The sequence below is a fragment of the Sorangium sp. So ce1153 genome, from assembly GCF_051521595.1.
Lineage (GTDB): Bacteria > Myxococcota_A > Polyangia > Polyangiales > Polyangiaceae > Sorangium.
The window spans coordinates 10,069,721-10,096,560 of record NZ_CP150361.1 but is presented as its reverse complement, the minus strand read 5'-3'; the positions used below and the strand labels follow the sequence as shown (position 1 = coordinate 10,096,560).

General features: G+C 71.6%; 20 protein-coding genes. 15 read left to right on the top strand and 5 right to left on the bottom strand.

Annotation, left to right across the window (positions count from 1 at the left end; translation table 11 throughout):
* Positions 1-5 precede the first annotated feature (5 nt).
* From WME85_RS36410 to WME85_RS36370, 9 genes are all read left to right on the top strand, one after another.
* Positions 6-2,414, top strand: a complete 2,409-nt coding sequence (locus tag WME85_RS36410) for a tetratricopeptide repeat protein (protein ID WP_437827680.1) — start codon at positions 6-8, stop codon at positions 2,412-2,414.
* Complete coding sequence (locus WME85_RS36405; protein WP_437827679.1) at positions 2,411-6,829, top strand: tetratricopeptide repeat protein; 4,419 nt, start codon at positions 2,411-2,413, stop codon at positions 6,827-6,829. Before WME85_RS36410 ends, WME85_RS36405 begins: the two co-directional genes overlap by 4 nt.
* Positions 6,826-8,187: a tetratricopeptide repeat protein gene (locus WME85_RS36400; RefSeq protein WP_437827678.1), complete on the top strand. Its 1,362-nt coding sequence runs from the start codon at positions 6,826-6,828 to the stop codon at positions 8,185-8,187. Before WME85_RS36405 ends, WME85_RS36400 begins: the two co-directional genes overlap by 4 nt.
* 14 nt (positions 8,188-8,201) lie before the next feature.
* Positions 8,202-8,450, top strand: a complete 249-nt coding sequence (locus WME85_RS36395; protein ID WP_437303650.1) for a hypothetical protein — start codon at positions 8,202-8,204, stop codon at positions 8,448-8,450.
* A gap of 22 nt (positions 8,451-8,472) precedes the next feature.
* Positions 8,473-9,054 carry a hypothetical protein gene (locus tag WME85_RS36390; RefSeq protein WP_437827677.1) on the top strand — a complete coding sequence of 194 codons (582 nt, stop codon included), beginning with the start codon at positions 8,473-8,475 and terminating at the stop codon, positions 9,052-9,054.
* A 259-nt stretch (positions 9,055-9,313) separates the two neighbouring features.
* Positions 9,314-10,693 (top strand): AgmX/PglI C-terminal domain-containing protein, encoded by a 1,380-nt coding sequence (locus WME85_RS36385; RefSeq protein ID WP_437827676.1) that lies wholly within the window; start codon positions 9,314-9,316, stop codon positions 10,691-10,693.
* Between the two features lie 229 nt (positions 10,694-10,922).
* Positions 10,923-11,498 carry a hypothetical protein gene (locus WME85_RS36380; protein ID WP_437827675.1) on the top strand — a complete coding sequence of 192 codons (576 nt, stop codon included), beginning with the start codon at positions 10,923-10,925 and terminating at the stop codon, positions 11,496-11,498.
* A 38-nt stretch (positions 11,499-11,536) separates the two neighbouring features.
* Positions 11,537-12,925 carry a hypothetical protein gene (locus WME85_RS36375; protein ID WP_437827674.1) on the top strand — a complete coding sequence of 463 codons (1,389 nt, stop codon included), beginning with the start codon at positions 11,537-11,539 and terminating at the stop codon, positions 12,923-12,925.
* Positions 12,926-13,002: 77 nt separating this feature from the next.
* Positions 13,003-13,518 carry a polysaccharide biosynthesis/export family protein gene (locus WME85_RS36370; protein WP_437752909.1) on the top strand — a complete coding sequence of 172 codons (516 nt, stop codon included), beginning with the start codon at positions 13,003-13,005 and terminating at the stop codon, positions 13,516-13,518.
* 50 nt (positions 13,519-13,568) lie between these two features.
* Here WME85_RS36370 and WME85_RS36365 read toward each other — a convergent pair whose 3' ends face one another.
* Both WME85_RS36365 and WME85_RS36360 read right to left on the bottom strand, forming a co-directional pair.
* Positions 13,569-14,441, bottom strand: coding sequence for a PPC domain-containing DNA-binding protein (locus tag WME85_RS36365; protein WP_437827673.1), 873 nt, complete (start codon positions 14,439-14,441; stop codon positions 13,569-13,571).
* Entirely contained in the window at positions 14,438-16,462 is a 2,025-nt protein-coding gene (locus WME85_RS36360) for an OmpA family protein (protein WP_437827672.1), read from the bottom strand. Before WME85_RS36360 ends, WME85_RS36365 begins: the two co-directional genes overlap by 4 nt.
* Before the next feature lie 167 nt (positions 16,463-16,629).
* On the opposite strand from WME85_RS36360, the gene WME85_RS36355 reads away from it, so the two are divergent.
* The 3 genes from WME85_RS36355 to WME85_RS36345 all read left to right on the top strand — a co-directional run bounded on the left by WME85_RS36355 (position 16,630) and on the right by WME85_RS36345 (position 19,163).
* Positions 16,630-17,289, top strand: a complete 660-nt coding sequence (locus WME85_RS36355; protein WP_437842431.1) for a Maf family protein — start codon at positions 16,630-16,632, stop codon at positions 17,287-17,289.
* Positions 17,286-18,812 (top strand): hypothetical protein, encoded by a 1,527-nt coding sequence (locus WME85_RS36350; protein ID WP_437827671.1) that lies wholly within the window; start codon positions 17,286-17,288, stop codon positions 18,810-18,812. The genes WME85_RS36355 and WME85_RS36350 overlap by 4 nt, the downstream gene beginning before the upstream one ends.
* Before the next feature lie 87 nt (positions 18,813-18,899).
* Positions 18,900-19,163, top strand: coding sequence for a hypothetical protein (locus WME85_RS36345; RefSeq protein WP_012238561.1), 264 nt, complete (start codon positions 18,900-18,902; stop codon positions 19,161-19,163).
* Here the strand turns inward: WME85_RS36345 and WME85_RS36340 are convergent.
* The gene (locus WME85_RS36340; protein ID WP_437827670.1) at positions 19,144-20,166 is read right to left on the bottom strand and encodes an RluA family pseudouridine synthase; all 1,023 of its coding nucleotides are present in this window, start codon (positions 20,164-20,166) and stop codon (positions 19,144-19,146) included. The two genes, WME85_RS36345 and WME85_RS36340, sit on opposite strands and share 20 nt — an antisense overlap.
* A 64-nt stretch (positions 20,167-20,230) precedes the next feature.
* Positions 20,231-20,791: an SMI1/KNR4 family protein gene (locus WME85_RS36335; protein ID WP_437827669.1), complete on the bottom strand. Its 561-nt coding sequence runs from the start codon at positions 20,789-20,791 to the stop codon at positions 20,231-20,233.
* A gap of 788 nt (positions 20,792-21,579) precedes the next feature.
* Between WME85_RS36335 and WME85_RS36330 the strand changes: the two genes are divergently transcribed.
* Positions 21,580-23,490, top strand: coding sequence for a MopE-related protein (locus WME85_RS36330; protein ID WP_437827668.1), 1,911 nt, complete (start codon positions 21,580-21,582; stop codon positions 23,488-23,490).
* 81 nt (positions 23,491-23,571) lie between these two features.
* On the top strand, positions 23,572-24,093 hold the full coding sequence (gene sixA / locus WME85_RS36325) for a phosphohistidine phosphatase SixA (RefSeq protein WP_437303638.1): 522 nt from the start codon (positions 23,572-23,574) through the stop codon (positions 24,091-24,093).
* Positions 24,094-24,117: 24 nt separating this feature from the next.
* Here sixA and WME85_RS36320 read toward each other — a convergent pair whose 3' ends face one another.
* Complete coding sequence (locus tag WME85_RS36320) at positions 24,118-25,152, bottom strand: AAA family ATPase (RefSeq protein WP_436621886.1); 1,035 nt, start codon at positions 25,150-25,152, stop codon at positions 24,118-24,120.
* 130 nt (positions 25,153-25,282) lie between these two features.
* Here WME85_RS36320 and WME85_RS36315 point away from each other — a divergent pair, with 130 nt between their 5' ends.
* A complete protein-coding gene (locus WME85_RS36315; protein WP_437827667.1) occupies positions 25,283-26,803 on the top strand; it encodes a flavohemoglobin expression-modulating QEGLA motif protein in 1,521 nt (506 codons plus the stop codon).
* The last annotated feature ends 37 nt before the right edge of the window (positions 26,804-26,840 follow it).

The following is a 26,840-nucleotide window of genomic DNA, read 5'->3' as shown; positions in this document are numbered from 1 at the left end:
TCGCCATGACCTGGGACTCCGGATCGCGGGTAATCCCTGCCTTGCTTGGCCTGCTCACGATCGGCGCGGCCACGGCCGCGGCCCCTTCCGATGCGTGGGCCCTGGACTCCGAGCGCGCTTACACGAGCGCGTCTCAGCAGATCAGCAGCGTCTCCTCCGGGCTCGGCGCCATCCAGGCGGCGATCCAGAAGTCTCGCGGCGAGGAGCGCACCCCGGCGCAGCGCATCGCGGACGCCGCCCTCCTCATGGGCTCCAGGGACTACGAGCGCGCGACGAACGTGCTGAACCAGGTGGTCGAGAAGTACCCTGACCACCCGACGGCCTTCCCGGACGCGCTGTCGATGCTCGGCGAGACGTACTTCCGCTCGAAGCAGTACCTCTCGGCGCGCCGGGTCTTCCAGCGGATCGTCGCCAGCGGCGCCGAGCCGCGCTTCGCCGCCTACCAGGCGAAGGCGCTCGGCCGGCTCGTGGACATCTGCCTCCGGATCAAGGACTACGACGCCCTCGACGCCATCTTCGCGTCGATGAACAGCGTCCCGTCCGGCACGGCGGGGAGCGCCCTCTCGTACGCGCGCGGCAAGGGCCTCTACGTGAAGAAGGACTTCGGCGGCGCGAAGGCCGCGCTCGGGGCGGTCGACCCGCAGAGCGAGTACTTCCACCAGGCGAGGTACCTGCTCGGCCTGATCGCGGTGAAGGAGGCGACGCCCCCGCCGGAGCCGCTCAAGGAGGGCGACGCGCCCCCGGCGGTGCCCAAGACCCGCTACGTCGCCGCGATCGACCAGTTCCAGCGGGTGACGCAGCTGCCGGCCGACACCCCGGAGCACCGGCGCGTCATCGACCTCGCGTGGCTCGCGATCGGGCGGCTCTTCTACGAGGCCGACCAGTGGGCCCAGGCCGTACAGGCGTACGGCCACATCGATCGCCTCTCGCCCGAGTTCGGGACCATGCTCTACGAGCTCGCCTGGGTGTATGTGCGCTTGGGCGACGTGGATCGCGCCCAGCGGTCGCTCGAGATCCTCGCCATCGCCGAGCCGGATAGCCAGAACATCGCGGACGGCTCGCTGCTCCGCGGCGACCTGATGCTCCGCGCCGGCCGCTTCGAGAAGGCGCTGAAGGTGTACGAGGGGGTCCGCGCCACGTACGACCCGATGCGCGTGCGCGTGGACGCCTTCCTCGGCTCGACGAGCGATCCCGCGGTCTATTACGACAAGCTGAGCCAGGAGCAACTCGAGGCGCTCGACACGACCTCCGCGCTCCCGCCGCTGGCGGTGCAGTGGGCGCGCGAGGCCGAGGACGGCCCGGCCGCGTTCGCGGTGATCGACGACATCAACCACTGCCGCGACCTGATCAAGCAGTCGAACGAGCTCATCGAGAAGCTGAACGCGGTGCTCAGCTCGCCGAACCGGGTGCGCGCGTTCCCGGAGCTCAGGGCCGGCGAGGAGAGGGCGCTCGCGCTGCTGAACCGGGTCGCGCTGGCGCGCCTCGCGCTCGGCCAGGGCATGGACGACGTGGAGGACGGCTCGCTCTCGGGCGAGATCGGCAGCGTGCGCGCGAGGCGGCGCGCGCTGGAGAAGCGCCTCGCGCGCGTGCCCGTCTCCGACGCCGATTTCCAGGAGCGCGAGACGCAGGCGATCAGGCAGTGGAACACCCAGTCGCAGCGCCTGCAGCAGCTGACGCTGCAGATGGACACGCTGCAGGCGACGATCAACGGGCTCCGGCGGGTGCTGCGCGAAGGCCCCCAGGCCGGGGTCGTGCGGGACCCCGCGAGCGTCGCGCGGTTCGAGCACGAGCTCGCGCAGAACGAGCGCGATCTCGCGCTCTACCGGCAGCAGACCGACGTGCTCCGCAGGCAGATCAGCGCGGGCCGGGTCCAGGTCGGCTTCGGCGATCAGCGCTTCATCGAGGACGCGCAGACCCGGAAGGCCCACCGCGACGCGCTGACGCGCGAGGTCGAGCTGGCCGCGGCGGGCGCCGGCGGCCAGGACCTCGCCGCGTACGCGCAGCGCATCACGCCGGTGCTCCGCGCCGGCGACGCGGCGGACGCGAAGGTCGAGGCGGCGCTCGGCGAGATCGAGCGCGAGGTCGCCCAGAAGTCCGCGGGCCTCCGGCAGATCGTCGGCCGGGAGACGGCGAGCGTCGTGCACTACTCGGTGCAGCTCGAGGCGCTCGACAGGGAGGCGCGCCTCGTCGTCGGCGAGGTCGCGATGAGGAACTTCGGCCTCGTCCGCGACCGGCTGAAGAACATCATCCTGCGCGCCGACGTCGGCATCACCGAGGAGGCGTGGGAGGTCCGCGAGGAGCAGATGACGCGTGTCCGCAGCCTGCAGGTCGAGCGCGCCCGGGAGGATCGGGTCCTCAAGGAGGAGCTCAACGAGGTCCTCGATGACAGCGGCGATCCGGAGGATGAGAAGTGAGCAAGGAGCACGGCGGCGCGAGCGCGCCGCAGATCGCTGACGCGCCGCGCGCGGGGGCACGGGCGCAGATCGTCGGGGCGGGGGCCGCGCGCGCCCCGCTCGGCGTCGTGCGGGCGGGGCGCCGTCGCCCGCGCGGCGCGCTCGGGCTCGCCAGCCTGGCGCTGGTGCTGGCGGTCGCGCCGCTCGCGCTCTCCCAGCCGGGCGGCCAGCCGTCGCCAGCGCCGGCGACCTCCGCCGTCCCTGCGACGACGCCGACCGCGGCGGCGCCAGGCGCAGCACCCGCGGCGGCAGGCGCCACGCCAGGCGCCGCCGCGTCCGCTGCCGCCGCGCCGTCAGCCGCCGCCGCGCCGTCAGCCGCCGCCGCGCCGCCGGCCGCGGTTCCGCCGGTGCAACCTTTCGCGCCCCCGATGGCCGCCGGGCGCAAGCAGGCGCCTCCGCCTCCGCCCCCGACGCCCGCGCAGCTCGCCGCGCTCGCTGCGCTCGAGAAGGAGGCGGGCGCCTACGAGAAGGCGGCCCGCGACTACCGCAGCGCCATCACGCGCATCGTGCAGCACCACTACGAGGATCGGCGGCGCCGCATCCTCTCGTCGCTCGACCGCGAGATCGAGACCGAGCGAAAGGGGCTCCGCGACGCCCGGGAAGAGGCGATCCGCCGGCTCGAGGTGTTCGTCCAGCGCTACAGCGGCCCGAACGCTCACCCGGAGAACACCCCCGACGCGATGTTCCGCCTGGCCGCGCTCTACGAGGAGCGCGCCCGCACCGACTCCGACGTGAGCGAGGATCTCAGCGTCGCGCTGCTCCCGGCCATCGCGCTCTACAAGCGCGTCATCAGCGAGTTCCCGCAGTACCGTGAGCTCGCCGGGATCTACTACTACCTCGGCCACGCGCTGAACGACTCGGTGCGCTTCCCCGAGGCGCAGCAGGTGTGGCGCTCGCTCGTGTGCCACAACAAGTACCCGTACCCCGTCGCGCCCGATCCGAAGGACCCGACGCGCGACACCGTCGGCAAGCTCCCTCAGGACCACGACGCCGATTACTGGACCGGCTGGGAGGCGCGCCACCCGACGCCCATCGGCTCCACGCCGGGCGGCCGGGTCCAGCCCGCGCGCAGGGCCGCGAGGGGACAGGCGCCCGCCGTCGAGGACGAGACGGCCTATGTCGATCCCTATCCGGACGACTGCCAGCCGATCCCCCAGAAGACGGCGCTCGGCGCCGAGCCCCGCTACATCGCCGAGGTCTGGTGGCAGATCGGCGACTACCACTTCAACGAGATCGACCGCGCTGGCGGCCCGTTCAACTACAACAGGGCCGAGTCGGGATACCGGCAGTCCATCAAGTACAAGAAGCCCCCTGTCCACGGCGTCGCGATGTACAAGCTCGCCTGGACGTACTTCAAGCAGCAGCGCTACGAGACCTCGGTTCGCCAGTTCATCGAGCTGCTCCGCTACACCGACGAACAGGAGAAGCTGACGGGCGATCCTGGCGCGGATTTCCGGGCAGAGGCGTACACCTACATCGCCGGCTCGCTGACGTACCTCGACTTCGTCGGCCCCGGCCCGGACGAGCCCTACATCCCGCGCAACGACGTCCTCGACGTCGAGACCGACCCGCGCATGGCCGAGCAGAAGATGCGGATCGCCATCGAGCGCGTCCAGGATCCGAAGCTGATCCCGCAGGATCAGAAGTGGACGGTCGAGATCTACAAGGCGCTCGCGATGGAGTTCAAGGAGCTCAACCAGTATCGGAACACGATCGAGGTGAGCGAGATCATCCTCCAGAAGTGGCCGATGCACCGCGACGCGCCCGTCGTCCAGAACCAGATCGCGGACATCTACGACACGCTCACGTCGCAGTCGCGCGAGGGGACGGCCGAGCGGGCGCTGAACTCGGCGAAGGCGCTCGAGGCGCGCACGAAGCTCGCCCAGTACGTGGGCATGACCCCGTGGGTCGAGGCCAACAAGGACGATCCGGAGGCGATCCAGACCGCGGAGCGGCTGGTGCGCGGCGGGCTCCGCCGGGCCGCCGCCGACCACACGAACGCCGGCAGCGCCCTCGTGCAGCAGGCGCTGACCGTGAACGAGAAGGAGACGCGCGACCCGATCTTCGAGCGCGCGCTCAGCGAGTACCGCCTCGCCGCGCAGGGCTGGTCCGGCTACCTGGCCCAGGACGAGAACGCCCCCGACGCGTACGAGAGCCGGTACTGGCTCGCCGACGCGCACCACATGGTCGTCGTGATCACGGTGGCCATGGATCGCTCGCCCACGGCTCAGGAGATCGAGCTGGCGAGGAGCTCTGCGGTCGGCGTGCGAGACTCCAACGAGGACGACAAGTACCTGCAGCCCGCGGCGTACATGGTCGTCGACACCGCCCACCAGGCGCTCCTGGATCGACACAAGCTCTTCCAGCGGACGAACGGCGCCGAGGGCCTCGAGCCGCGCGAGAAGCTCAAGATCGTCGGCGAGGGCGACGAGCAGCGCGTGCTCGCCGAGCCGCTGCCCTCGCAGGTGCAGGCGGCCGTCACGGCGCGCGACGAGTACATCCAGCGCGTCCCGCCCGCGCTCGACGCCCCGAAGAACATCGACCTCTACGCGTTCCAGGCGGCCGACTACTACTTCCTCTACGGTCAGTTCGCCGAGGCGCGCCGGCGGCTCGAGCCCATCTACGACACGCAGTGCGGCAAGACCGAGTTCGGCTACAAGGCGTGGGAGCGGCTCACGACGATGTCGAACCTCGAGAACAACGTCGAGCAGAGCCGCAAGCTCGCCGAGGCGGCGCTCACGCGGAGCTGCGCGGTCAGCGAGGAGCAGAAGCTGAAGGAGGGCGACATCGCCCGGCCGACGATCTCGCGCGGCTATTACCTCGACGCGGCCCGGGCCTTCGAGAAGGCCGAGAAGATGCCGGACGGCCCGGCGCGCGTCGCCGCCTGGCGCGAGGCCGCGGCGCTCTACCGGGTCGCGCTCGAGAAGGCGCCGGCCCGCGACGAGGCGCCGGAGGCTGCGATGAACGGCGCCTACTGCTACAAGCAGGTCGGCGACTACGACCAGGCCATCGAGATGTACTCCCTGTTCATCAAGGAGTACGGCAACGAGGCGAACCTGGCGAAGCTCGAGAAGGGCGACCCGGACGCGAGCCCCCCGAAGAACCCCGATCCGAAGCGCTACGCCGAGCGGGTGAAGTACCTGAAGCAGGCCTACGACGCGCTCTCCGCCGCGTACGTCCTCTTCTTCAACTACCGCAGCGCGGCCGAGACCTACGACACCATCGCGCGCAACCCGCGGTTCGAGCAGGCGGCGCGCCGGGACGCGGCGCGGAACTCGGTGCTGCTCTACGCGAACATCGGGGAGCGCGACAAGATGACCGCCTCGCGCGCCACCTTCATGAGCCTGAACCCGCCCCCCGAGCAGAAGGCCGACATCGACTTCCTCGTCGCGTCGGCGGACCTGAAGGCCTGGGACGAGCAGGGCTCCGACGACGGCCCGAACCGCGCCGCGCGCACCAAGGCGACGCAGTCGATGGAGGCCTACTACACGGCCAACAAGAACAACCCGGCCGCGAGCGGGTACGTCGTCCAGGCCGCGTACCACGCGTCCAAGATGCGCACCGCCGCCGGCGACGCACGGGCGCGCGAGTGGTGCAAGAACACCATGACGGCGTTCACGTCCTTCCGGAACGCGGCGACCGGCGACAAGCCGAAGGCCCTCGGGTCGCTGCAGGCCGACATGGCGGCGGAGTGCGCCTACAAGGCCATCGATGACCGCATCAAGGCCGAGTTCGACTACGACACCGGGCACCACCGCTACGAAGGCGTCATCGACCAGGTGAAGCGGGCCTTCGAGGCCGACATCAAGAAGGCCAACGACAGGTACTGGAAGGAGCTCCAGGAGGTCATCACCGCGTACGAGTCGCGCCCTTGGTCGGCCGCTGCGCGCGCGCGGCAGGGCTCGCTCTACGACTCATGCCGCACCGGCCTCTACAACGCCCGCCCGCCGGGCCTGCGGCTCTACACGGACAAGGAAGAGAAGCTGCTCAAGCTCGCGGAGACGAGCGATCGCGAGGACCTCCAGGAGACGGCCGACGCGCTCCGCCAGAACCGGCGCGAGCAATGGCGCGCCGCGCGCGAGCGGCTCCTGGCCGACGCCGACATGGCGATGGTGAAGTTCTACGTCGAGTCCGTCGTCTGGGCGAAGGCGTGGAAGGTCCGGAGCCCGGCGGTGGATACTGCGATCCAGCGGCTCGCGTTCTTCACGGACATCCTCGGCGACGCCAAGCTCCGCGAGTGGAGCCAGGGGATCATCGATCCCGAGACGAAGCGCCCGTTCGAGTACAAGGATGGCCTCTTCCTCCGGACGCGGCCCGGCATGACCCCGCCGCTCGCGCCCGACGGCCTCCCCCTGCCCCTGCCGGTCGTGCCATGAAGCGCCGCCTCCCTGCCGCCCTCCTCGCCATCCTTCTCGCGGCCGTGTCGCCGTTCGTCCTCGCGTCTTGCGGCGACGAGGCGACGCCGCCGCCCAAGGTGCCCACCCGCCCCGCGGGTCCTGCCGGCGCGGCGCAGCCGCCCGTCCAGGCGCCGTACGGCATGAACGACGCGCCGAGCTCGGCGCGGCCTTACGACCAGCCCGCGCAGCCGACGCACCCGGCCATGAACGCCCGGGCGGCGGCGGTTTATCAAAGCGGCCTGCAGGCGTTCGCGAACGGCGATCTCGCCAACGCGAGGGCGCTGTTCACGCAAGCGACGCAGGCCGACCCGCGCGCGCACCAGGCCTTCTACTCGCTCGGCGTCGTGCAGGAGCGGCTGCGCGACGGGGCCGCCGGCGCGAGCTACCGCCAGGCGTTCACGCTCGTGCCCGACTACGAGCCCGCCATCATCGCGTACGCGATGCTGCTCGCCAGGAAGGACCAGCTCGGCGAGGCCGAGCGGCTCCTGAACGAGAAGCGCGGCCAGATGCCGAAGTCGGCGGCCGTGGCGGCCACGCTCGCGGAGATCAAGTCGCTTCAGCGGGACACCGGCTCGGCCCAGCGGCTCGCGCAGGAGGCGCTGAAGATCAACCCGGACTACCGGCCGGCGATGGTCATCATCGCCCGCGACCATTACCGGAACCGGCGCCTCGATCTCGCGCTGTACGCGCTCCAGGCGATCCTCGACGGGTTCGAGCCGGTCAGCGAGAACCCGCCGCGCGACAGGGACAACGCCGAGGCGCTGCTGCTCCGCGGCCTGATCTACCGGGAGCAGGGCCAGCGCGCCGCGGCGCTCGAGGAGTTCCGCAAGGCCGTGACGCGACGCCCCGACCTCGTCGAGGCCCGGGTGCAGCTCGCGACCTACCTGCTCGAGGCGGGCAACGCTCAGGAGGCGCTGCCGCTGCTGGAGGGCGCCGTCCGGTTCGACTCCGAGCACATCGCCGCCCACCTCAACCTCGGGGACGCCTACCGCCTGCTCGAGCGCTACGCCGACGCGAAGCGCGAGTTCGACTGGGTGCTCGCCCGCAACCCGAACCTGCCGCAGGTCCACTACGACCTCGGCCTGCTCTACCTGTTTGCCCCGAGCGTCCCCGGCATGACGCCGAAGCAGCAGGTGGCGGAGGCGATCAAGTCGCTGACGAAGTTCCAGGAGCTGCGCAACAAGGGCCAGCGCGACGACTCGGAGGAGCTCCTGAACCGGGCCAAGCTCAAGGAGGGCGAGCTCAACGCGGCCGCGGCCGCAGCTCAGCCCGCGGCTCCTCCTCCTGCTGCTGCCCCGGCCGACGGGGGCGTCGCCGACGCCGCGACCGACACGTGAGGGAGACCATGAGCATGTACAAGGCACTTGCGCTGGGTTCGGTCCTGCTCGCGATCCTCTTTCACGGCGAGCGCGCGGGCGCGCAGGAGAAGGGCAAGCAGCGCGGGGTCATCACGCTCGCGGAGGTGACGATCACCGGCCGCATCCAGAAGCCCATCGCGGCCGTCGACGTGAGCCGGATCCAGCCGAAGCTCACGCTCGCCGAGCTGCGTCAGCCCTTCCTGGACCGCATCGAGCAGGCGATCTTCAAGGAGCCGTTCTAGCGCGCGCGCCAGAGGCGGCGCGGTGCTCGCCCTGCTCATCATCGCGCTGTCGATCGCGGCGAGCGGCGCCTGTGCCGCGGTCTCGTGGAAGCACCCGGCGCAGGTAGCGCGCGCGACCGGCGCGGACCTGATGGCGCTCACGCGCTCGCTCCGCGCGCTCCCCGTCGAAACCCGGCTGGCCGAGCTGGCGAGGCGCTCCCCGCCGGAGAGCTGGGAGCACCGTCTCGCCTGCGAGGTCGCGTCCGCCGCCGATCCGCGCGCGAAGATCGCGGCGGCGAACGACCTCCTCGTCGAGATCGAGCAGCGGCTCGACGTCGGCGCGGGGTGGCCGCGCGCGGCGGCGCGCCTGTCGGCGCTCTCGGCGCTGCTCCTGGCCACGCTCTCCTTCCTCGCGCAGGCCGGCCCCTCGGTCATCGTGCTCGTCCTCGGCGCGGGGGCCGCCGGCGCGATCGCGTCCGCGGCGGCGGGGCGCGCTGGCCGCGCCGCCGCCTCGCGGAAGCGCGAGGCGATCGACGCGCTCGTCGACGTCGTCATCGGACCGCTCGACGGAGCTGCGAGGGCGCCTTCCGCAGCGCCTCGCCGTTCGCGCCGCGCGCGCCCCTGAGCGCGGCGCGCTCTCCTGGACCGCCCCCGCGTGTGCGTGTACCCTCGCGAGCTGTGGTGCCCTTCGCTGCGCAGCGCTGCTCCCGCGGGCCGAGGCCCGGGGCCCGCCCGGCCCCGGAGCGCGGCGCCTCGCCGTTCGCGCCGCGCGCGCCGTCGCCCCCTGCTTCGTCCCCTCTCTCCCGGAGTCCCTTGGAATGAGCCAGCAGGTCCCGCAACCCACCCCGTCGCGCCCCGGGCAACCCGGGCAGATGACCGCGGTCATGCGGGCGGTCGCACCGGTGACCGGCCCGAAGGTCCTCAGGATCGGCCTGGTCCAGGGGGGGAAGGTGATCGAGGAGCGCGTCATCAAGCAGCGCACCCACGTCACCATCGGTCCCAGCGAAAAGAGCATGTTCGTCATCCCGAGCAAGAGCATCCCGCCGAGCTTTCGGCTGTTCGAGCTCGTGGGGGGCGAGTACTTCCTCAACTTCCTCGACGGGATGACCGGCCGGGTCGCCTTCAAGGCCGGCGTCTCGGAGCTCTCCGCGCTCAAGTCGTCCGCCAAGCGCGCGCCGGCGAGCAACGGAAACGCCTATCAGGTCCAGCTCAGCGAGGAGGCGCGCGGCAAGATCGTCGTCGGCGAGACGACGTTCCTCTTCCAGTTCGTCGCGCCGCCGCCGGTGCAGCCCAAGCCGCAGCTGCCCGTCTCGGTGAAGACGGGCATCGCGAACGACATCGACTGGACGACCACGATCATCGCGGCGTTCTCGTTCCTGTTCCACTTCGGCGCCGTCGGGTCGATCTACTCCGACTGGATGGATCCGGTCGTCGACGACGAGGTCGACGTCGCGGCGCTGCTCGAGTCGGTGAAGCAGCTGCCCCCGCCGCCGGTGGTCGAGCAGCCCAAGGAGAACGCCGACGCGCCGGCCGCGAGCGCGGCGCCCACCGCCGAGGCGCCCAAGGCGGCAGGCGGCGGCAACAAGGGCGCGGCCGCCGGCCCGGCCAAGGGCTCCGGCGGGATGAGCGACGCCCGCGCCTCCGCGCTCACCAACGAGCTCGCGCAGCTCGACATGCAGATGCTGGGCGCGCTCAACTCGAGCGGCAACGCGACCGCCAGCGTCCTGAGCTCGGGCGACGTGCCGACCGGCCTCCTCGAGAATGCGGCCGCCTCCGGGTCCGGGGTCGGAAAGGGCGGGGTGGCAGGCTTGAACATGGGCGGTGCCGGTGGAGGCACGGTGCGTCCTGGCGCGGCGGGCGGCGGTGGCCTCGCGAGCATCGGCAACACGGGCGCCAGCGGTCCTGCGACCGCCGGCTCGGCGCAGACGGTCAAGGGGCCCGTGGGCAACGCCCAGGTCGGCGGCGCCGCCGTCTCCGGCGGGAGCGTCTCCAACGCGCCCTCCATCGTGGCCGGGATGACCGCCGGTTTCCGTCGTTGCTATAACAAGGGGCTCCAGGAGGATCCGAGCATGAAGGGCTCGGTGAGGATCACGGCGAAGATCGGCCCCAATGGCGAGGTGATCTCGGCCACCCCCTCCGGCGGCTCCGGGCTCTCCGGGACGGTGGTCTCCTGCGTCGTCGCCCGCGTCCAGAGCGCGCAGTTCGCTCCACCCGAAGGTGGCGGCGCGACGGTCGTGATTCCTGTCACTTTCGTGAGCCAGTAGCCCCGATCGCACCTGAATCCGTGGACAAAACGCAATCCTCTTTCCTCGCCCAATGTGAATGGCGTGCCGATGTCGCGCATCCAAGCCGATGTCGCGCATCCAATGGGAAGAACATCGTACGGAACCGCCTGATGGGTTCGAGTTGTTCGCTGCTCGGCATGCTCATTGCGTTTTGACAATTACGTCTGCCCGCACCTATACTGCGCGGGCCTGACTTTCGGAGGCTTCGATGAAGCGCGAACAGATCCCGAGCTTTGCAGCAGTAGCGCTGATCGCGGTCGTGGTCGGCCACGGCATCGCTGCTGCGCAGGCGCAGACGGCGCCTCCGCCGGACGCATCCGCGGGCCTGGCGCGGCAGGTGACCCTCTCCCCGGCGGAGCAGCTCGCGCAGAGCGAGACCTTCCTCGCCCGGATGGACGGGGCCCGCACGTCGGTCCGCCGGCAGCTAGAGACAGCCCGTTCGCAGCGCGATGTCGTGAAGACGCTCTGCCTGAACGACAAGCTGAATCAGATCGACGTCGCCATCCGGTCCGCCCGCGAACGGCGGCAGGGGCTGGAGCTCGCCGTGAACCGGCGCGACGCCGACCTCTCCAACCACGAGTTCACGATTCTGACGGTGCTCCGGCAGCGGACCGAGCAGCTGACCGCTGAGGCCAACCAGTGCATCGGCCAGGAAGCGGGCTTCATCGGCGATAGCGCCGTCACCGCCACGATCGATCCGAATCTCCCCAAGGACGATCCTTCGGAGTACCCGGTCAGCCAGATCATCATCGAGCCGCCTGCGTGCAGTAGCTGTTTTCGGTAGGCGACCGCCTCTCTCGGATTGCCACTGCCCAATAGGCGATGAAACTTCGTGAAACCATAGCCGCTGCCGTAATAGCCCTCACTCTTTCCCCGGCGTTGGCCCTGGCCCAGGATCAGCCCTGGCTCAAGGACCGCCGCTACACCGAGGGTATCGGGATACGCGCTGGCGACCTCGAGCTGCACCCGGGGGTCGCGGCTGAGTTCGGCTATGACTCCAACTTCTTCCGCAGAGACGAAGAAGACCGGGCTGGCGTGGATGATGTCGGGCCTGTGGGCTCGCTGCGGCTCCGGATCACGCCTTCCTTTTCGCTCTCTACGCTCAGCCAGCAGCGCCAGGAGGTGACGCCCGACGCGCCGCCGCCGGACGTCGAGTTTCGCGGCGGTATCGCCGCGACCTACGAGGAGTTCTTCCCGGTATCCGGGACAGAGACCGGGCAAGAGCGGCTGAGCCAGCAGCGGAACGTCGGCGGCCTGCTCGACGCCAACTTGACGATCCTGCCCCGGCGCCCGTGGTCCGCGGTCCTCGACGGGTCGCTCGGCCGGACCATCGCTTCTTCCGATCTGGGGATATCCAACCAGAGCTTCCGGCGCATCCACGCCGAGGCGGGGGCGGAGCTCGTGTGGACGCCGGGCGGGGGGCTATTCGACTGGCGGCTCGGCTATCGCTTCCAGGGCACGTTCTTCGAGGTCGACGAATTCGAAGGCCTGACGAACTTGCACCACGTGATCCGGACGCGGGGCCGCTGGCGCTTCCTGCCGCGGACCGCGCTCATCTACGACGCGTCGCTGGGGTTCGTCGATTACCCGAACCCTACCTCCCAGAGCTCCTCTCATCCCCTCCGCGCGCAGCTCGGGATCAACGGTCTCGTGACATCGTCGTTCGGTCTCCTCGCGATGGCCGGCTGGGGCGCGAGCTTCTACACGCCGACCAGCGACACGGCCGTCGTGAACGACTTCGACAGCGTCATCGGCCAGCTCGAGCTGAAGTGGTTCCTGACGCCGAATCCGGGCACCGACCCGGCGGCGGCGACGCTCGCGCTGTCCTCCCTGTCGGCCGGCTTCACGCGCGACTTCCAAGACAGCTTCCTCGGGAGCTATTACGAGCGCAATCGCGGCTACCTCAAGCTGACCTACTTCTTTGGCGGACGCTTTTTGCTGATCGCCGACGGAGGCGTGGCAGCCAACGTGTATCCCGGGATCCCGGAAAGCCACCAGAGTGTCGAACCTGTGGCGCCGTGGACCGATATCCGCATCGATGCCTCTCTGTTCGGCGAGTACCGGATAGGAGACTCCCTGGGGATCAACTCGACCCTGCGGTACGGCAACAACATCAGCAGCACCGCGCTGACCACTCTCGGTACGACGGTGCCGAACTATCTCGGGTGGCAGCAGTTCGAAGCCTACCTGGGCGTGCGCTGGTTCATGTGATGCGGCGTTCGCGTCAGTGGACTGCCGCCTTGCTCGCGCTGGCGATCGCGGCCTGCTCATCGCGTCAGCCCGAGCCAGTGAACCTCCCCCCTCCGGTGGAGGCCACGACCATCGGCGTCGGAGACGTCTTCGAGCTCCGCATCGTCGGGGAAGACAAGCTGCCCTCGACGTTCACTGTCGCGCCGGACGGCACGGTCGACCTACCGTACGTGAAGCGGCTCAAGGTCGCGGGCCTGGAGCCTCAGGAGGTAGCGGAGCTCGTGCGCGCGAAGCTCATGGAGGGGCAGGTCCTCACCGACCCCAGCGTGAGCGTGAGCATCCGGGAGTACAACTCGAAGCGGGTCGAGGTGCTCGGCGAGGTGCAGAAGCCCGGGTCCCTGCCGCTTCAGCCGGGCATGACGCTGCTCCGCGCGATCTCGATGGCGGGCGGGTTCAACAGCATCGCGAACAAGGATCGCGTCACGATCCGCAGGAAGTCCCAGGGCAAGACCGTGTTCGCCACGGTCTCGGTCGAGGACATCATCGACAACAAGATCCCCGATGTGCCTCTCCAGGCAGGGGACTCGATCCACATCGCCCAGCGCGTCTTCTGAGCGGCCACGCGCCGGCCGCCACCTCTCGACCGAGGTGGCGCGCGGCGCGCTCAGTTCTTCCGCGCGAGGCGGAACTGCTTCTTGCCGGTCGCCGGATCCACGGTGGGCGGCTCGATGCGGAGCATCGTCAGCGAGACCTCGCGCACGCGGCCGTCGCGCTCCTGGCGCAGGCGGATCCGCTCGCCGTCCGAGCTGATCACGGTGCACTCGCCGAAGTGGAAGTGCGTCACGCTGTCGCCCACCTCCGGATAGGCCTCCTCCTCCTGGCGGCGGCGAACCGGGCGCTGCGGCAGCGGCACCGCGGCGGGCTCCACGGCGGCGGCCGCTGGCGCCGCGCGGGTCGGCTCACCGGCTGGCGCCGGAGGCACCACGGCGCGGGGTGGCTCCGCGGCCTGCGGCGGCGGCGCAACGCGGGGCGGCTCCGCGGGCTGCCCCGGAGGCGTAGCGCGAGGCGGCTCGCCCACGATCGCCGGCAGGGTGGTCGACTGGGCGGTGAGCTGCGTGAGGCCCGTCCGATCGTCGAAGACCCGGACGAGGGGCAGGTCGTCGAACGCGGTGACGCGGAGCTCGAGCCCGTAGACCCGCGCCCACACGAGCTCGCCGGCGGCGAGCTGGAGACCGACGCCGGACTCGCGGGCCAGCGTGGCCGACAGGCGAAGCGACGTCTCGCCCTGCTGGAGCGCGATGCTCCCCGAGAGCGCCACCACGTCGCAGGGGCCGTCGAGGACGCGCGTCTTCGCGTAGGTGCGGGAGGCTTGGTCGAACAGCGCGATCTCCGCCTGCTCGAGCGAGCCCGCCCCCTCGATCCAGCCGGCGCGCGCCTCTGCCTCGTCGAGGGCGCGCACCAGCGCGGCAGGGAGCTCCTCGCCTCGATCGAGGCGGATGATCAAATGACGGGCACGGCGTGCCTCGAGAACATTCATCGCAGTTTCTTCTCTCCGGTCGTCGAGGAGGCTGCGCCCGGAGCGCGGGGGGCTTTTTCCGAGCGCCGGACGCGGGTCGCCGTTATCTCGATCTGGGGCGCGCCAGGCGCGCGCTTAGCCGATGTGTCGCCAGCGGCGGCCGTGATCCGGTCCGCCGGGATACCTGCGCTCGCGAGGAGCTCCTTGACGGCGCTCGCGCGCGCGCCAGCGAGCTCGATCGCGCGCGTTGACTGATCGCCCTGGCGATCGGGGTAGGCCTCCACGATGATGACGTCGAGGGGCATGCGCCCGCGCATGAGCTGGGCGATCATGCCGACCTGAGCCGCGAGGGCCGGCGGCACGCGCGCGCTCCCCGCCGGGAAGCGGGCCAGGCCGTCGAGGGTGACCCGATCGCCGGACCACTGCGGCAAGGATCTGCCGGTCGGCTCGGGGCACCCGTCCGCGTCGTTCGTCCCGTCGATCGTCTCGGCTGTCGCGGGACACGCGTCGGCCGCGTCAGCCACGCCGTCCTCGTCGTTGTCGCGCTCGGGGCAGCCGTCGTCGTCCTGGAAGCCGTCGCGATCCTCGGGCTCGCCCGGGCACTGATCGCTGCCGTCCGGGACCTGGTCGATGTCGTTGTCGGGATCGGGGCAGCCGTCGTCGTCCTTGAAGCCGTCGGCGTCCTCTGCGCCCCTCGGGCACGTATCGCGCTCGTCCGGGATGCCGTCGCCGTCGTTGTCGGGATCGGGGCAGCCGTCGCTGTCCTGGAAGCCGTCGCGGTCCTCCGCGGCGTTCCGGCAGGCGTCGTCGTCGTCGGGGACGCCGTCGCTGTCGTCGTCGGCGTCGGGGCAACCGTCGCCGTCCTGAAAGCCGTCGACGGTCTCGCCCTCGTCCCTGCACCTGTCGCGCTCGTCGGGGATCCGGTCGCCGTCGTTGTCGGGATCGGGGCAGCCGTCGCCGTCCTGAAAGCCGTCGCGATCCTCCGCGACGAGCGGGCACTTGTCGTCGCGATCCAGGACGCCGTCCGCGTCCGCGTCGCGCCCCGTCGGCGCGTAGCGGACCCCCAGGTTGAACCGGAAGCGCGGCGCGGTGAGGGCGCCCTCGGAGGCGAACGGGATGGAGCTCCCGCCGCCCGCGGACAGCGAGATGTCGCCGGCGAGCAGCGGGGCGCTCGTGGCCGAGACGATCCACTCCGCCGGCACCGGCGCCGCGCCTCCTGCGGGCTGCTCGGCGAGCGTGTAGAGGGCGAACGCCTCCGCAGAGGCCGTGAGCCAGCGGTCCGGGAGCACGTCGACGGCGGCGCCGAGCGCGCCGAGGAGCTGCGAGCCGACCGTCGTGCTCACGAGCGTGCTCGAGCCGCGGAGCCGCGCCCCGATCTCGGCCGCGAGCTTGAGCTTGCCGAGCTGATACGCCGCGGTGGCGCTCGGCGCGAACGTGACCGTCCCGGCGCTGGCGAACACGGTCTCGTCGCCGGTGGGCAGGCCCAGCTCCAGACGCGCGGCGAGCGAGAAGCCGTCGGGCGAGCCCTGCAGCGGCGGCGGCAAGATCGCGAACGCGGCGCCGAGGCGCGTGTCGCGCAAGACGCTGCGCTGCAGCTCCACGTCGGTGGTGCCGAGGACATCGGAGAAGCCCGAGCCGTCCTGGTACAGGGTGACAGGAGCGGCGATCGTCACCTCGAGACGATCCGTGAGCCCGAACGACCACAGAAAGGTCGCGTCGAGCATGTTGTCGAGCAGATGGACGATCGTCCCGCCGGGGTCGGGCGAGGCGACGCGCAGGCCGACCGGACGCGACAGATAGCTCGCCACGAGGCCGAACGAGGCCCTCGCGCCCGGAGCCGTCGCCGTGCTGCCCACGGCGAAGAAGGGGCCGGCGCCCGCGTGTGGCCAGAGGTTGTCGGCGTCGATGCAGCCCGACAGCCCGTTCGCCGGCGCGCACTCGCCCGCTCGCACCGGAGCCGGCAGAGAGACCGCCATGAAGACGCCAGAGGCCACCAGCAGCGGGAGGCTTGAACGTGCCGGCACCCTCCAGTTGGCGCGCATCGCGCCCGACCCTCTACTACTGCCGGGGGGAGAGTCAAAACAGCAATCGTCTCGATGTGATCCAGGGGGTGCCCGGCGCTCCCGCGCGCGCTGTGTTCCGCGTTCGCTCGCGCGCCGTGCTAGGACCACGCCCGGCCGGGGCCGGCGCCGCCGGCGTCCGCACGACCATGATCGACGACACGCATCCGCTGCTGCTCGGCTCCGGCTCGCCGCGCCGGCGAGAGATCCTGACCACGCTCGGCCTGCCTCTCCGCGTCGCGGCAGCCGAGGTCGACGAGGCGGGGCGCGCCGACGAGGGCGCCGCCGCCTACCTGGAGCGGATCACCCTGGCGAAGCTCGCGGCCGCGCTGCGCCTGCAGCAGGCGGCCGGGGCCGGCGCGATCCTCGTCGCAGACACCTCGGTCATCCTCGGCGACTCCATCCTCGGCAAGCCGCGGGACGAGGCCGACGCGCGCGCCATGCTCCGCGCCCTCTCGGGCCGCGAGCACCAGGTCTGGACCCGGTTCGCGATCGCCGGCGGCGGGCAGCACCCTCCCGCTCCGGACGCCGTCGCGGGCAGCGCCGACGCGCTCCACGCTGAGACGGTCACGACGCGGGTGCGCTTCCGCGAGCTCGGCGAGGACGAGGTCGCGTCGTACGCGGCAACAGGCGAGGGGCTCGACAAGGCCGGCGCTTACGCCATCCAGGGCGTCGGCGCGTTCGCCGTCGCGCGCATCGAGGGCTCGTACTCCAACGTCGTCGGTCTGCCCGCGTGCGAGGTCATCGCGGCGCTGCGGGCCACCGGCCTGCTCGCGCGTTTTCCGCTGTCGCCCGCGCGCTCGTCATGAGCGCCGACGCACCGGCCGCCGCGCGTCGGCGCGACGGGGGCGCGATCTTCGCCCTCGCCCTCGCCGTGCGGCTCGCCGTCGTCATCTGGGCGGCCGGGCGCTTCCCGCCCACCGCCGACGGCACCTACTACCAGCGCATCGCCGAGCGGATCGCGGCGGGGCTCGGCTACACGTGGTTGTGGCCGGACGGCGTCGTCACGTACGCCGCGCACTATCCGGTCGGCTATCCGGGCGCGGTCGGCGCGCTGTACGCGCTGCTCGGCGCGCGCCCCGCGGTCGCGATGCTGCTGAACGCCGTGCTCGGCGCGCTCGCCGCGCTCGCCGTCCATCGCCTCGCGTCCCGCGCTGCGCCTCGCTCGCGCGCTGTCCCCGCGCTCGCGGGCGCGCTCGTCGCCCTCCACCCCGGGCTCTTCGCGTACACCCCGGCCCTCATGACCGAGGGCGTCACCGGCGCGCTCGTCACCTGCGCGGCGTGGGCGTCCGCGTGGGCGCGCGATCGCCGCCCCGCGCTCGCCCCGTTCGCCTTCATCGGGCTGCTCGTCGGCGCCGCCACCCTCGTTCGCCCACAGGCGCTGCTGCTCGCGCCCGTGTTCGCCTGCCTCGCCCTGTCGGGCCCTGCGCCCAGTGGCAGCCCCCGGCCTCGTGGCGGCTTCGCCGCACGGGCAGCGCGGCGCGCGGCGACCGTCCTGCTCACCGTGGCCACGGCGCTCCTCGTGTGCGCGCCCTGGACCGCGCGCAACTGCGTGCGGATGAACCAGTGCGCGCTGGTCAGCGTGAACGGCGGCTGGAACCTCCTCATCGGCGCGGACCCGGCCTCCACCGGGGCGTGGTCGCCCATCCAGGTGCCCGACGCGTGCCGCGAGGTCTTCGACGAGGCCGGAAAGGACGCCTGCTTCGGCCGCGAGGCGCGCCGCTACATCACGGAGCACCCGGGCGCATGGCTCGGCCTCGTGCCCCGGAAGCTCGCGGCGACGTTCGACTACTGCGGCGCGGCCGGGTGGTACCTGCATGCCTCGAACCCGGACGCCTTCACCGAGGCCGACAAGGTCGCGCTCGGCGCCGTCGAGACCGTCTTCGAGCGCGCCGTCCTCCTCCTCGCCCTCGTGTGGGCAGCTCGCCTACCTGCGCGAGCGCCAGGCGCCCCCCAGGGCCGCGCTCGCGCGCGTGCGCTCGCGCTCGCTCGGATCGCGCTGCTCGCGCTCGGCGTCGCGGCCGCGCTGCACGTCCACGCGTGGGTGGGCTACATCGCGCTGCTCGGCCTCGCGCTGCTCCATGGCCGCGCGCTCCTCCGGGCGCCGCTGCTCGCGCTCGCCGCGCTCGCCGTGCTCGCCGCGACCGCGGCGACGCACGCCGTGTTCTTCGGCGCGGGGCGCTACGCGCTGGTCGCGTTCCCGCTCCTCTCCGGGCTCGCCGCCCTCGCCGCTGCGCGGCAGGGCTCGGACCCGCCTCGCGCCGGCGCGCCGCCCGCGGCGGGCGCCGCGGTCTCTGCGCCCCTCGGCGGGTCAGGAGACGAGCTACTTTGACAGCGCCGCCCGCGCTGCTGCATCCTAGGCGCCCCTTGGCTCGGGAGCGCGTGCCCCCGGCTGGCGACGAACCTGGAGGAGAGACGGATGCCCTTGATTGAAACGGAAGAGGCGGCGCGCCGCCTCGCGCGCGCCATCGCAAGCGATCTCTCGCTCTACAACGAGGAGAAGATCGTGCAGGGCATCCAGCAGGATGACCTGTTCACGGTCCTGTCCGAGGAGATCGAGGAAGGGCGCGCCCTGTACAAGAGCCGCGTCTCGCCGGACCTCTACCAGAAGAATTTCTACGATCGCGCCCTCGTGGACATCCTCATCAAGTCCAAGGGCCACATCAAATCGAAGATCTGGTAGCGAGCCCCCGCAGCTGGTCGAGCGCCTTGCGCATGTCCTCTGGCAGCGCGCTCTCCCAGCGCACCGGCCGCTGCGTGGCGGGGTGGACGAACCCGAGCACGCGCGCGTGGAGGGCCTGCCGCCCGAGCTCCTCCGCGATCGCCCGCAGCGCCGGCTTCTTCGGCGGCTTGCCGTAGAGCGGGTCGCCGAGGACCGGCGTCCTGCCGCGCTCGGCGAGGTGCACCCGGATCTGGTGGGTGCGGCCTGTCTCGAGCGAGCACGCGACGACCGTCGCCGCGTCGCCGAGCCTCTCGAGCACGCGGACGTGCGTCACCGCGCGGCGCGGCGCCGCGCCGGAGGCGCCGGCTCCCCCGCGGATCCACGACGTGAAGCGGAGCCTGTCGGTCGGGTGGCGGCCGTGGAGCGTGTCGTAGGTGGCGTCTCGCGCCGCGCCGGCCACGATCGCGGCGTACTCGCGCTCGATCGCGTGCCTCGCGAACCGCTCCTTCAACGCCTCGCGGGTGGGCTCGTCCTTGGCCACGACGAGCAGGCCGCTCGTACCGCGGTCGAGCCGGTGCACGATCCCCGGGCGCACGTGGCCCATGGGGTCGCGCGGGTCGGCCGGGGCCAGGGCGAACCCGGGCAGGGCGAGCAGCCCGTTGACCAGCGTGCCCGACTCGTGGCCGCGCGCCGGGTGCACGACCAGCCCCGCGGGCTTGTCGATCACGAGCAGGTGCTCGTCCTCGTAAACCACCGGGATGGCGACGTCGGGCTCGGCGGCCGTGGCGGAGGGCGGCGGCTCTTCCGGCCGGACCTCGACCAGGGCGCCCGGACGCACCGCCGCCGACGCGCGCGCGGGCGCCCCGTCGACGAGGACCCGGCCGGCGGCGATCCACCGCTGCACGGCAGCGCGCGAGGTCGCGCGTCCGGCGCGCTCGAGCAGGTGAACGACGAGCTTGTCGAGCCGGTCCTGCGGGTCGCCGTCGCCTACCTGGAAGTGGAGCGCCTCCGCACCGGCAGCCATCGCGTTCGTCACGGCCCTCGTCCGCAGCCGAGCGGCGCCAGCGCGCGGGCGCGGCTGCGGCCGATCAATACTCCGTATCGCCCTCGTCGTCCTCTTCAGCGGTCCCGAGCTCGGGGTTCAGGGCGACGTGCGACTCGAGATCCTCGAGTCGGAGCGCCTCGGACAGCCTGGCGAGGCCGCACTGCTCCATGAGGTACAGATCGAACGCCGTGTAGCGCGGGAAGACCCGGACGTTGGTGTCCTCGTTGTCGAGGCCGAGGATGACGAGCTCGCCGTCCCGCCGCGCCTCGCCGAGGTAGAGCGCGTTCCAGGGCTGCCCGGGAAGGTTGGGCAGCCGGACGACCTTGGCCCGGAGCCGTGACTCTGTCCAGCCGAGGTCGGTCTTCGCTTCGGCCAGCTTGCGGACCGACGTGAGCTTCGGTCGCGGCGCTGACGGGTCCTCTCCGAAGCGTTGCCGCCCCTTGAACCGCGGACCCAGGCTGTCGAAGGTGAAGTCGAACTCGAGGAACGCCCGCAGCGTGGGCGGCAGCTCGACCATCAGCTTCGACTCGAGCGCATCGAGGGCCGCCTGGCTCGCTCCCACGGCGGCATGGCTGGAAGGGCGCTTCCTCAGTTGCGCGATCACGCGCTGCACAAGCTCAACGCCACGTTCGATCGGTGCCATGTATCCACGGGCCGCAGTTGCGCGGCGTTCTTCAGGACCCAAAAGGCCTCACGGGGGCCGCGTTCTGGGCCCCGGTTGTTGCGGGCTCCTCGCGCGCTCGGGCGGCACTCTACATCAGCCGACCGGGAGCGCGTCCCTCTATGGTGCCTACCGGTCCGGTCCGCTCGGTGTCAACCGGCGATCGCACCCGCAGTCGATCATCATCATCCTCGTCGTCATCGTCATCCGCCCGGCCTGCGCCTCGTCACCGTCGCGCCGAGGACCGTGGCCCACCTCGCTCCCGTGCGCGGAGGGCGCGCCGCGCCCGCCAGATCAGGACGAAGGCCGCGCCGAGCACCACGGCGGCGCCCACCGCCAGGATGACCCATTGTGGCGCAGGGTAGCGGCCGCGCTGAAGACCAGGAGGCGGCCGCTCGTACTCGGTCTGGAGCTGCGCGCGCACCGAGCCTCGTTACACGCGGATGCCTCGATCCGCAACCGATCCGCGGCGCGACCGGCAGATCCGCCACGCGCCGGCCCACCCCGCCAGGCGTTCCCGGCGCTCCCGGTTCAGCCCCGCCGCGGGCAGCAGGAGCCCCCGGGTCCAGGTCGAACGAGGCGGCCCAGCTCAAGGGCTCAAAACTTGCTTCCCTGGAAACGCGGGCGTGTAAAGTGAGCTTACGCGTGGCCATGCGGCCGGTGCGAGAGGGTGAGAGATGAAGCCGGGCTCTTCAGCATGGGTCGGGGCGGCGCGTCCGCGGTCCCCAGGGATGCGGCGGTTCTTCTTCGCGATCGCGGTGTTCGCTGCTCTCGGCGCATCGGCGGCAGCCTGTGGCCGCACGAGCCTCCTCGAGCTCTCCAGCGCCGGCGCCGGCGGAGGCGGCTCCGGCGGCGTGGCCGGCGGTGATGTGTCGACCTCGTCGAGAGGCGGCTCCGGCGGCTCCGGCGGCTCCGGCGGCTTCGAGCAGTGCGGCGGCCCCACGGACTGCGACGACGGTGACGAGTGCACCAGCGACGAGTGCGTGGACGGGCGCTGCGAGCTCCGCCCCCGTGACGACGACGGGGACGGCTTCCCCCCGACGGCGTGCGGCGGGGTCGACTGCAACGATCTCAATCCGGCCGTCTTCCCGGGGAGCCCCGAGCTCTGCACGGACGCGGCGGACAACGACTGCAACGGCGTCGCCGACTGCTTCGATCCCGCGTGCACCGGGGCGGAGACCTGCGGCTGCACCCCGAGCCCCGCCGGCGAGAGCTGTCAGAACGGCGTCGACGACGACTGCGACACCATCGTTGACTGCTTCGACACGGAGTGCGCGGGGACCGCCGCCTGCGGGTGCTCCGCCTCCGAGACCGGGAAGTGCGGCAACGGCTTCGATGACGACTGCGACGGGCTCTTCGACTGCGACGACGGCAACTGCGCCGCCGATCCGCTGTGCGTCTGCGGCCTCCAGCGGGAGGCCTGCGACAACGGCGCGGACGACGACTGCGATCTCCTGGTCGACTGCGGCGATCCGGACTGCCGCGGCGTCTTCCCTTGCGCGTGCGTTCCGCCGGGCTCGCCGGAGCGGTGCGACGACGGCGCCGACAACGACTGCGACGGGCGCGTCGACTGCGCGGATCCGCAGTGCATCACCGCGCCGGCCTGCAAGCAGTGCGTGCCGGAGGTGTGCGACGACGGCGTCGACAACAACTGCGACGCTCGCATCGACTGCGCGGACGCCGCCTGCGCCTTCGCGCCGAGCTGCGCGCCGACGCCGGAGCAGTGCAACAACCGCCTCGACGACGACAACGACGCCCTGGTCGACTGCGGGGACCCGGACTGCGCGAGCAACCCGTCGTGCGTGCTCGCGCAGGCCAACTGCCTGTCGCCGAAGCTCATCCCCGGGACCGGCACCTACACGGGCGACACCACCGGCCACGTGAGCGAGACCCGGGGCGCGTGCGGCGGCGACGCCGGCGAGGCGGTCTTCTTCTTCGTGCTCACGGAGCCTTCGCGCGTGCACCTCGACTCGCGCGGGTCCAGCTTCGACACGGTGCTCTACGTTCGCACCGGCATCTGCAACTCCGGCCGGGAGATCGGCTGCGACGACGACAGCGGCGGGGGCTCGTGGGCGTCCCTGATCGAGTTCAGCATCCTGTACCCGGGCACGTACTTCGTCTTCCTCGACGGCTACACGATCGATCCCGGGAGCGGGTCGAACGAGGGCCCCTTCGTGCTCAACGCCGAGATCATCCCGAACCCGAGCGAGGTCTGCGATGATGAGCTCGACAACGACGGCGACCACTACGTCGACTGCGCCGATCCCGACTGCGCTACCTTCGGCCCTTGCCGGAGGTGCGCGCGCGGCGCCGCGCCCGGCCCGGAGTTCGGGGTCGCAGCGTGCACCGACGGGCTCGACAACGACTGCGACGGCACGCTCGACTGCGCCGACGAGGACTGCAGCGCAAGCGACTTTTATGTGACGGAGTGCTGCGACGGCCTCGATGAAAACGGCAACGGGATCCCGGACGATTTCAACTGCCGGTGCGCCTCGGACGCGGACTGCGGCGACGGTCAGATCTGCTACACGCACACGTCGTACACGTGCGGTTTGCCGTGCAACAGCTTCTTCGGGAGCGTCTGTCCCTTCGTGGCGCCGGGCTCGCACTGCAACGACGCCACGAGCCAGTGCGAGTTCTGACCTCCAGAGGTCGGGCGCTCTCGTCACACCGATGCGCGGCGGCTCTCCCCTGCTGGCGGTCGTCCGGGCTAAGGTCACGCCATGGAGATCCTCATCATTCGCCACGGCCAGGCCGTGGATGACGCGCCTGACCTCGGCGACGCTGGTCGCTGGCTGACGGGCAAGGGCCGCAAGGTCACCCGGCGCGTCGCGACGTGGCTCGCGAAGCGGAAGGACCGTTGTCCTGCGGCGATCTGGACGAGCCCTCTCGTGCGCTCGGTGCAGACCGCGGAGATCATCGCCGAGGCCGCGGCGCTGACGGACGAGGTCTCGGTGGTCGCCGAGCTCTCTCCCTCGCGCGACACCGCGGAGATCCTTCGCCTGCTCGCGCAGCACCAGGGGGCGCAGCCGCTGGCGCTCGTGGGGCACGAGCCATCGCTGTCGACGCTGGTGACGTCGCTGCTCGGCGACGTCGGCTGGACCGGCCTGAAGAAGAGCGGCGTCGTCGCGGTGAGCTGGGACGGTCGTGGGCCAGGGGTCCTGCGCTTCGCCCTGGATCTCAAGGCCATGAAGGCGGTCGACCCGGTGAAGGAAGCGCAGCAGCAGGCGCCCCGATCCCGGTAGCCGTCGTCCGCGCCTCCACGCGGCTCAGCGCACCGAGCGCTCCACGGCGCTCAGCACGTCGACGTCGCGAACGCCGTCCGCTTCAGCGCGGTACGAGAGCACGATCCGGTGCCGCAGCGCCGGGATGAGCAGCGCCCTCACGTCGTCGACGTCGGCAGCGGCCTCGCCGCGCAGGGCCGCGCGCGCCTTGGCCGCGATGACGAGCGCCTGGCTCCCGCGCGGCCCGGCGCCGTAGCGCACGTAGTCTCGGACCTCCTGCGCGGCGCGCTCCGCCCCGGGCCGCGTCGCCCTGGTGAGGCGCACGGCGAGGTCCACTGCCTCGTCGGTCACGGGGATCCTCGGGATGAGGCGCCCGATGGCGCGCACCTCGTCTGCCTTGAGCACCGCCGCGATCGCCGGCGGCTTCCCCGAGGTCGTCCGCCGCGCCACCTCGCGCTCCTCGGCCTCGCTCGGGTACGTGACGTGGATCTCGAGCAAGAAACGATCGAGCTGCGCCTCGGGCAGCGGGTACGTCCCCTCCTGCTCGATCGGGTTCCGCGTCGCGAAGACCTGGAACGGGTCGGGGAGGGCGTGCGTGGCGGTCCCGACGGTCACCTTGCGCTCCTGCATCGCCTCGAGCAGCGCGGCCTGCGTCTTCGGCGGCGTCCGGTTCACCTCGTCCGCGAGGACGAGGTTGTGGAAGATGGGCCCGGGCTGGAAGCGCAGGCTCCGGGAGCCATGCTGCTCGTGCAGCACGTCGGTCCCCGTGATGTCGGCGGGCAGCAGATCCGGCGTGAACTGGACGCGCCCGAAGCTGAGGTCGAGCGCCCTGGCGAGCGACGACACGAGCAGCGTCTTGGCGAGCCCGGGGACGCCGACGAGCAGCGCGTGTCCGCGCGCGGCGAGCGTGATCAGCATGGCCTCGACGACATCGTCCTGCCCGACCACCGCTGCTGCGATCGCCGAGCGGAGCCGCTTGGCGCCGTCCGCGGTGCGCTCGAGGAGCGCTGCATCCGACAGGGAGCTCGACCCGTCATCGGCGGTCATCTCGGCGTCATTCCTGTGCTCGGGATCGCTCATAGGGGCAGGGCTCGTACCCTGAGGCCGCGATGCCGACAAGGACCGGGCGACCCCCTTCCTCGTGGCGGCGGCGGTCCTGCGGCGTGGAGGTTTGCTCCTACAGGTGAGCCGGTGTTAGCAATCGATGGCAATGGCGCAGAGCTCTGAAGCCCGGGAGAGGAGGGGTGCGCGCGAGGCCGAGGCGAGCGAGCCAGCAGACGAGCTGCGCAGCGGCGACATCGGAGCGGTCGAGGAAGGCCTGGCCGCCCCTGCGACGGGGGAACAGGACGGCCCTCACGAGGGCGGCGAGGATCGCGGGGAGGCGCCGTCGGCCCCGCTCGAGTCGCTGAGCCTGCACGACGGGCCGATCCCGCACGCGCCGCTCCCGCCGGTCGGGGGGCCGTGGCGTTCCTACAAGGAGATCCTCGCGAACCTGGCCCAGCGTGTGCTCGATGCGCAGCGACCGATCCGCATCCTCCAGGCGCTCCGGTGGGAAGCGGAGGTCGAGGAGCAGTTTCTCCGGTCGAAGCAGCGTGAGCTGCCCAGGGTGACCTACTCGGACGATCTGGGCTTCGATCCTGCGGCCAAGCTGCGCGAGATCGAGGAGATCCTCCGCGACGCCGAGCGGGAGCTCGGCAAGCGCGACCGGCTCGGGCAGATCCTCCGCACGACCGCGGACGAGTACCGGCAGGTCGTGAGCATGCTGATGGGGCGGGGAACGAAGGCGTTCTACACCCTGTCCCGCGAGCTGTACGGCTCGCCGAAGGACAAGCTGCCGGACGGCAAGACGAGCGTGCGGGACATGGGCTTCGTGCTCTACGACCTCCTGACGGCGATCGGCGGCGAGCGTCTCGGCCCGGCGCAGCAGCGCGAGATCACGGCGGAGATGGCGGCGCTCGAGCTGAACGCGCGCTTCGACCGGTTCTTCGGCGGCGCGTCGATCCGCGTGCAGGTGGACGACTCGCTCCTCGCGGACGCCGCGGCCGGGAGCGACTACGTGAAGATCCGGAGCGGCGCGATGTTCTCGAAGAGCGATGTCGACATCCTCGAGGCGCACGAGGGGTGGGTCCACGTCGCGACGAGCCTGAACGGGCAGGCTCAGCCGGTTGCGCGGTGGCTGTCCAAGGGGCCTCCGCGCACAACGGCGGTCCAGGAGGGGCTCGCGGTCCTGGTCGAGATCCTCACCTTCAGGAGCACGCCGCGTCGCGCGAAGAAGCTGAACGACCGCATCCTCGCGGTGGACAAGGCGGAGGACGGGGCGTCGTTCCTCGACGTGTTCGAGTGGTACCGCACCGAGGGGTACGAAGAAGAAGAGTGCTTCCAGAACGCCCGGCGCGTCTTCCGCGGCGGCGTGCTCGCGGGCGGGGCGCCGTTCACCAAGGACGCCTGCTACTGCAAGGGGATCGTCCTCAACTACGCGTTCATGCGCGCTGCCATTCAGCACGATCGCGCGATGCTCATCCCCTTCCTGTTCGTGGGCAAGGTCGCGCACGAGGACGTCCCCATCCTCCATGCGCACGTGACCGACGGGATCGTCCGCCCGCCGCCGTATCTCCCGCCGATGTTCGACGACATGAACGGGCTGGCGATCTGGATCTGTTACTCCTCGTTCTTCTCCCGCCTCGGGGGGGCGGCGCTCGCCGAGCATTACGGCCGGATGCTGGAGCACTGAGCGCGGCCGAGCGCGAGGCCTGGGGCGCGGCGCCAGG